Below are 3001 nucleotides of genomic sequence, written 5' to 3'. Positions count from 1 at the left end.
CCCGCCCAGGGCCCCGGCGGCCGCACCGGTCCCGGCGCCCCGCCGCCGCCCCCGCCCGCGGAGCTGCGCGGCGGCGACGCGCCCGCCGCACCGCCGGCCGCTCCGGCGTCCGAGGCCGCCGCGGTCGCCTACCAGGCGACCCAGCTGGCCCCGGCGATCGAGCTGCCCGGCGGCGGCCCCGTGCCGCCCGGGCCCGGGACGGCCCCGCCGTTCCCGCCCGCGCCCGGTCCGCAGCACGGTGCGCCGTTCCAGGCCCCGCCGCCGTTCCCCGGCCCGCCGCAGGCGCAGCCGCCGTTCCCGGGCGCCCCGGTGCCCCCGCCGGGGCCCGGCTTCCCGTCCGGCGGGCCCGCGCAGGGCGCGCCGGTGCCGCCGCCCGGCGTGCCGACCATCGGCCCCGGCACCACCGCCGTGGTCAACTACCGGGCGCCGGACGGCTCCGAGCGGAGCCTGGTGATGACTTCCGAGCCCGGCACCCCGCACCCGGAGTGGAAGGCGCTGCAGGAGCTGCGCCGGATCGGCGTGCCCGCCGACCAGGTGCTGGAGGTGCACACCGAGCTGGAGCTGTGCGACCTGCCCGGCGGCTACTGCGCGCGGATGGTGAAGGCGTCCTGGCCGAACGCGCGGATCAGCCACACCGCCCCGTACGGCCGGGACACCGCCGCCCGGCAGGCCGGCATGGCGGTGCTGAGCGAGCACGTCGAGCAGCTGCACCAGCTGGTGTCGGCGCCGCAGCGGGCGCGCACCCACCGGGTGCCGCTGCCGCCGCCCGGGTCGGTGCCGCCGCTGCCGCCGCTGGTTCCGCAGCAGCTGGCCGCCGAGCTGGGCCAGCTGTTCGGCCCGGGCCTGTTCCGCTTCGAGCAGCGCGCGGTGGCCCGCCAGGGCGTGCCGGACGCGGTCGCGCAGATCCTGATGTGGGTCGGCCTGCCGCGCGAGTTCCCGCCGTTCTTCTGGGCGCAGGCCCAGGAGGGCCGGCCGATCCCGACGCTGGCCGAGCTGGCGGCCGAGCGCGGCCTGCCGGCCGGCCCGGACTTCGGCGGCTACCTGGTGCTCGGCAACGACTACGGCCGGCAGCTGTGCGTCCAGTACGGCACCGCCGCGGTGGTCGCCGTGGACATCGAGAACCCGGCCGAGCCGCCGCGGTTCGTCAACACCGGCGTCCCGGAGTTCGTCCGCTGCCTGGCGGTGCTGGCCCGGATGTGGCACCTTCGGCACGGCCTCACGCCCGAGCAGGCCGGCCGGTGGACCACCGACTTCCAGGCCCAGCTGATGGCGGTCGACCCGGCCGCCGTGCACACCCCCGAGAGCTGGTGGTCCGTCCTGGTCGAGCAGCTCTGGGACGGGCTGCTGTAGCCCCGTCCGCGCGGCCGGTTCCCCCGGCCGCGCGGTGGCGGCCTGTTTGGTTTGCGTTCGTATCTGCGCAAAATAGGTCAATGGGACGGAGCGTCCGCCCCACCCGAACCACGCACCCGGCGGGGCTGCGCAGCCCGCGAGCACGAGGAGAACAGCCGAATGAGCGACGCCGTGTCCCAGTACGGCTTCACCGTCTCCCGGCGCGGCTACGCGCCCGACCAGGTCGAGGGAGTCGTCACCGCGCTCAGCCGCGAGCGGGACGAGGCCTGGGAGCGACTCAGCGTGCTCGGCTCCGGGCTGCGCGAGATGGAGAAGCGCCTGGCCGACATCCGGCAGGCCGCCGAGGACGCCCCCGACCCCGACTTCGCCGAGCTCAGCGAACAGGCCGCCGCCCTGCTGAAGATCGCGCAGAACGAGGCCGAGGCGATCCTCGCCAAGGCCAAGCGGGCCGGCGAGGACGCCCGGGACGCCGCCCACGAGGCCGGCGAGGCCGCCGCCAGGTCGGCCAAGGAGTACGCCGCCAAGCTCCGCGAGGAAGCCGACCGGTTCGCCCGCAGCACCGACGAGCGCAGCCGCGCCGAGGCCGAGCGGATCCGCGCCCAGGCCGACGCCGAGGCCCGCGCCGTGATCCACGCCGCGACCGGCCACGCCGCCCGGATCCGGGTCGCCGCCGCCGACGCCTCCGAGCAGTCCGAGGTCACCCTCGCCGAGCGCCGCCGCAAGGCCGACGAGGAGTTCGCCACCGCCGAGGCCGAGGCCGACGCCGCCGTCGCCAAGATCACGGCCGCCGCCGAGGCCAAGGTCAAGGAGGCCGAGCAGCACCGCGAGGCGATGCTCGCCGAGGCCCGCCGGCTCGACACCCAGGCCCACGCCAAGGCCGAGGCCGAACTCGCCGCCGCCAAGGAGAAGGCCGCCCGGATCAAGCTAGCCAGCGAGCGCGAGCAGGTCGACTTCGGCAAGCGCCTGGACAAGGTCCAGACCCACCTCGACCACATCAAGGGCACCCTGGCCTCCCTCACCGGCGCCGCCGTCGGCGCGGTCGAGGAGCCCGGGGACGACAAGCCCGCCGCCGCGGCGAAGAAGGCCGACCTCACCAAGCCCCCCGCGGACCGCCCCGCGCCGGCCGCCGAGCAGCCGAAGGCCGCACCCGCCGCCGAGCCGAAGCCCGCCGAGCCGAAGCCCGCCGAGCCGAAGCCCGCCGAGGCGAAGCCCGCCCTGGACCAGCCGACCGCCGTGCTGCGCCCGGTCAAGGACGGGCCGGCCGCCGCGCCGGCCGTCGACCCGCGCCAGCCCTACACGCCGACCGTGGTCGAGACCCCGCCGCCGCCGGTGAAGCCCGCCAGCTTCGCCAAGGACCCGCTGCCGCCCCGTCCCGCGACCCCGCCCGCCCCGCCGGCGGCGAGCACCCCCGCCGGGAGCGGGCCCGCCGCGCCGAAGCCCGCCGAGTCGAAGTCCGCCGCGCCGAAGCCCGCCGAGAGCGGGCCGGCGGCCGAGCCGGAGGCGGAGACCCGGATCGTCCCCAAGATCGTCATCGTCGACGACGGCCTGAACCACGACACCCGGCCCGACCGCGGCCGCATCCAGCGCAAGGGCTGACACCCGTCACCACCCGCGGCTCCGCCCCGTGCGACCGGCAGCAGCAGTCGCACGG

Annotated in this window: 2 protein-coding genes; both read left to right on the top strand. The window is 77.7% G+C overall.

The genetic code is table 11. The features are described 5' to 3' along the window. Positions 1-1350 (top strand): SUKH-4 family immunity protein (locus ACFV1L_RS36275; RefSeq protein ID WP_380374546.1); only part of this gene is annotated, 1350 nt, incomplete at its 5' end. 159 nt (positions 1351-1509) lie between these two features. After that, the gene (locus tag ACFV1L_RS36270) at positions 1510-2946 is read left to right on the top strand and encodes a hypothetical protein (protein ID WP_380374544.1); all 1437 of its coding nucleotides are present in this window, start codon (positions 1510-1512) and stop codon (positions 2944-2946) included. Positions 2947-3001 lie beyond the last annotated feature (55 nt).

The organism is Kitasatospora sp. NPDC059646 (assembly GCF_042734615.1).
In the GTDB taxonomy this organism is placed as follows: Bacteria; Actinomycetota; Actinomycetes; order Streptomycetales; family Streptomycetaceae; genus Kitasatospora.
The sequence above is the reverse complement of the archived record's forward strand: the minus strand, read 5'-3'. Positions and strand labels throughout refer to the sequence as shown.

What these genes read in the sequence shown, in the direction of transcription:
- ACFV1L_RS36270 (WP_380374544.1), top strand. Translation starts at nt 1,510, where the DNA reads ATGAGCGACGCCGTGTCCCAGTACGGCTTCACCGTCTCCCGGCGCGGC.